Here is a 4,418-nt window from a genome sequence, read left to right on the forward strand (position 1 = left end):
CCCCCTGCACTTGGGTGCCCTCCAGAATGCCTGTTCCCAAACCTTCCGTGCTGGCGCTGCCCAAAACCTTCCCTTCCCTGCCCGCCAAACCCCCTGTGCGCCTGTCGCCTGTCGCCTTGCTGCCTGCCCCCGAATCTTCCGGGCCGTTGTCCAAAACCTTCCCTTTCCCGTCCGCCAAATCTGCCTTGGGCAGACCTAACCCGTGGCACTTCTATGTGAGGATAAGTTGTCTGCGTGACTTTTGCCCCAGTCTTCCTTTCAATCAGCCTTAGGCTATCGCGCTGGTCTGGGAAAAGGAGAGAAATGGCCTTTCCTGTCGCCTCCATCCTGCCAGTCCTGCCAATCCTGTGCACATATGTCTCTATTTCCTCTGGCAAGTCGTAGTTTATGACATGCGTTATTCCCTTGACGTCAAGCCCCCTTGAGGCAAGGTCGGTTGCCACAAGCACATGCACGTGGCCGCGCTTGAATGCGTCCATTGCCCTGTCCCTCTTGTTTTGCGACATGTCCCCGTGAAGCGCCTGGGCCTCAAACCCCCGCTCGTGGAGTATTGTCATCAGCTTGTCTGCGCCAAACTTGGTCCTTGTGAAAACAAGGGCAAGCTTGGGGTTTTCTGCCTTGAGTACTGAAAGAAGCGTGTTGAGCTTGTTCATTTTAGTGACCTCAACGCACACCTGGGCGATTTTGTCCACCACCAGCTCATCCTCGCTTACATTAAGGTGCACCGGGTTTTTCATGTACCTTTTTGCAATGCCAAGTATTTCTGGCGGCATTGTTGCTGAAAAAAGGAGGGTCTGTCGCGAGTGCGGCGTCTGCCCGAGTATTTTTTCAATATCCTCAATAAAACCCATGTCAAGCATCCTGTCTGCCTCGTCAAGCACAACAACCGATGCTTCTGACAAGTCAAGGGTGCGCCTTTCTATGTGGTCCAAAATCCGCCCCGGGGTTCCTACGACTATGTTTACCCCTTGCTGGAGAGCCCCTATTTGAGGCTCTATTGACACCCCGCCATAAACTGCAATCATGCGCATTGGCAGCAGCTTGCCTATTTTTGCAATCTCATCCTTTATCTGCACCGCAAGCTCGCGCGTTGGAGCAAGTATAAGCGCTTCTGGCTTTCTTGGCTTTGCCCTTGCCTGCACTTTTCCATGCGCAGCATGTGAATGCCCTGCTGTGCCGGCAAAATGTGCCCCATGCCTGCCTTCATTTCCTGCTGACTGTGCAATCTGCTCAAGAATGTGTATGCCAAATGCCGCAGTCTTTCCGGTCCCTGTTTTTGCCTGGCCTACAATGTCTTCTCCCTGAAGCAGAAGCGGGATGGCCTTCTCCTGGATTTCAGTCGCACTTTCAAAGCCCATCTGCTGCAGGGCTTTTTGTATTCTCTCGTCTAGCCTTAGCTCGTCAAATCTCATATCATCTACTCTCCGTACTGAAATTAGCTTGGTTTAGGTTTTATGTGTCCTTTTTTCCCAAGCCGTTATGCCTTCAAGCAAGAACGTGAAAAAAGAGACTGCAACCTTATTGCTAACTCCTTACTGCCTTGAAATGCGGAACCTGGGTTTTTAATACCAGCACACAAATCGGGCTTTGCACACAAACCTATTGCCCGAATAAAAAAAATCGGGGCGCCTTTCCGCCCCGCGCCTGCAACTACTTCATCATGCTCATAATTCCCCAAAGCAGCATGTAGACTCCTGCAACCGTCCACGGGCCGCCTGGTACGTAGTTTGTGAAGTTTGCCACAAGAAACAATATGCCAAAAACCAATGTTGGCATAGAGCACTTGCTGCACAGGTGCATTCCACAACAATCCACCATACAACTCACTCCGGAAAGGCAGCACAAGTCCTCTTGCTTTGCATTTTTCCGATTTTTCTGCTTTCTTTTTGTGGCCGCCTTTTCCGTATCCTCTTGCCTTTTGCCCCTATATAAATCTTGCGAACATAACTTCGGCAATCGTCAAAGTTGCTTATAAATGCCCCCATGGCAAGCAGCGAAAACAGCTGAGCAGGCACACAGATAATGGCAGTCCAGGGCATTACGGCCTTGAAATCAACTATCAAAATTATAAACCTGCATTAGCAAAATCAAATCAAGACAAGGCAGTAACTGGGCTTTTTGTTTTGCGCCCAGCCGAGTATTCATTTTCTAGTCTAGACTAGTGTTTTTCGAGGGTGATAATAATGGTCATGGAACTTAACTCGCAGAATTTCAAGGAGGAGGTGGGCTCAAAGGGCTTTGTGCTTGTTGATTTTTGGGCTCCCTGGTGCGGCCCGTGCAGGATGCTAGGTCCGGTAATCGAGTCGCTTTCCGAGACCATGAAAGGGAAGCTTAAGTTTGCAAAGCTTAACGTGGATGACGAAGGCGAAATCGCGGGCGCGTTTGGCGTCATGAGCATCCCGGCCATCATCCTTTTCAAGGATGGAAAGGCAATTGCACAGCGCACCGGGGCTGCACAGGCAGATGCAATGAAAAAATGGATTGAGGAGACATTGGCGAAGTAGCCAAACAAGAAACTTAAACACCAACAAGAAAACCAGCATGCAAGGGGTGAGGTAATTGGCAAAGAAAAACAATCTCCCAAAATCTAAAAACACAAACACAGTGAACAAACAAACCGCCATCACAAAAGCAACAAACACAAGCGCGCAAGCCACAAGCAAACAAACAACGAGTACAAAAGCCGCAAACACAAAGCAAGATTCCCTGTTTTCCAAGGCAAGTCAAAAATGGGCTGGCATGGGCTTGCTTGCAAAAATTCTTGCCGTGCTTTTCGCGCTGGCAATAATCGGCGCGATTATCATCGGGGTTCTCATTGCCTATGACTACTATACCTACAATAAAAATGGCGATGATAACTATCAACCTTGCGACCCAATTAAAGGCTGCATGGTTTACAAGCCCGCAATCTACTTGTATACAACGCAAGAGTTGCAAGGCAAAAAAATTTCAGTGAAACTTGAGCTGAACGGAAAAATAACTGCAAGCGAGCCAAAGTATAACCCAGAATTTGGCTGGAGCGTGTCCGCCTCCAAAGATGGCTTGATTGAAGGCAAGTACGATTACCTGTTTTACGAAACGCAACAAAATTCACTAGAGCTTCCCCAAGAGAGCTGGCTGGTTGAATATTCGCAACTTGATGCGTGGTTGGATGAAAAGCTTCCTGTCCTTGGCCTGAATGAAAAGGAAAAATCACAGTTCAAGGAGTATTGGCTTGCCAAGCTTCCAAAAAGCAGATACTATGAGATAAAACTTCTCAGTGAGGACTATTACGCAAAAAACATGCGCCTGATTGTTGAGCCAAAACCAGACAAACTGATTAGATTGAATTTTTTCTTTAAACCTCTCAATAAATTAGACTCAAATGCTGCACCTATTCTTGAGCCTCTTATTCAGCAACCCCAAAGAACCGGTTTTGTGGTTGTCGAGTGGGGCGGAATATTAGGTAAAGAATCTTAGGCAAACCAAAGGCATTGATATGGACTATTCAACCCCCAAAGGCATGCGCGATTATCTCCCAGCCCAGATGGAGCTGCGAGAGGCGCTTCTGGACAAAATCAGGGCAGTGTTCCGCTCTTATGGCTTTAGGCCCCTTGACACGCCAGCAATAGAGACGGTTGCAACACTCCAAAAACAAGGCGGCGAGGAAATAGAGGGACAAATTTTTCGAATCCAGGAAAGCGACCTTGGGTTGCGCTATGACCTGACCGTGCCCTTGGCACGCGTGTGCGGCTCAAATTCGTTTTCCCTTCCCTTCAAGCGCTATGCAATATCAAAGGTGTGGAGGCGTGAAGAGCCGCAAAAAGGCAGGCTTAGGGAGTTTATCCAGTCTGACATTGACACAATAGGCTCAAGCTCGCCAAAGTGCGAGGCAGAGCTTCTCGCCTGCGCGGCACAGTGCCTCAAGGCGCTTGGGTTTGCCAATTTTGAAATGCGCCTCAATTCAAGGGCACTTCTTGATTCGTACTTTGACAGGCTTGGCATAAACGCACAAAGACGCACCGGCGTCATGAGAGCAATAGACAAAATCGGAAAGCTTGACATGGGCAAGATACAAGAATTGCTGGAGGATGCCACAGGAGACAAAAAAGCCGCCCAAGGCCTGCTTGATTTCATTTCTCTTAAAGGGAATGCCGCAGTTTTAAAGGAGGCAAAAAAACTCGGCCTTTCTGAGACGGCAATCTCCAACCTGGAGCAAATTCTGGAATACTGCAGGATGTTTGGCATAAGCCCTGTCCTTGACATGTCGCTTGTGCGCGGCCTTGCATACTACACCGGGGCAGTGTTTGAAATATCGGCAAGCAAGGAAATAGGCTCTGTGGCTGGCGGAGGCAGGTATGACAATCTGGTCGGCACTTATGGCCCTGCACAGCCGGCGGTTGGCATCTCCCTTGGCTTTGAGCGATTGTTCGCACTTA

General features: G+C 48.9%; 4 protein-coding genes. 3 read left to right on the plus strand and 1 reads right to left on the minus strand.

Annotated elements, in window-relative coordinates:
- A partial coding sequence (locus FJZ26_04435) for a DEAD/DEAH box helicase (GenBank protein ID MBM3229651.1) occupies positions 1 to 1,412 on the minus strand: 1,412 nt, incomplete at its 3' end.
- A 771-nt stretch (positions 1,413 to 2,183) separates the two neighbouring features.
- Here FJZ26_04435 and trxA point away from each other — a divergent pair.
- The 3 genes from trxA to FJZ26_04450 form a co-directional block, all read left to right on the plus strand.
- A complete protein-coding gene (gene trxA / locus FJZ26_04440) occupies positions 2,184 to 2,504 on the plus strand; it encodes a thioredoxin (GenBank protein ID MBM3229652.1) in 321 nt (106 codons plus the stop codon).
- A 55-nt stretch (positions 2,505 to 2,559) separates the two neighbouring features.
- A complete protein-coding gene (locus FJZ26_04445; GenBank protein ID MBM3229653.1) occupies positions 2,560 to 3,459 on the plus strand; it encodes a hypothetical protein in 900 nt (299 codons plus the stop codon).
- 19 nt (positions 3,460 to 3,478) lie between these two features.
- On the plus strand, positions 3,479 to 4,418 hold a 940-nt coding region (locus FJZ26_04450), incomplete at its 3' end, for a histidine--tRNA ligase (GenBank protein MBM3229654.1).

It is taken from the genome of Candidatus Parvarchaeota archaeon, assembly GCA_016866895.1.
Taxonomy (GTDB): Archaea; Micrarchaeota; Micrarchaeia; order Anstonellales; family VGKX01; genus VGKX01.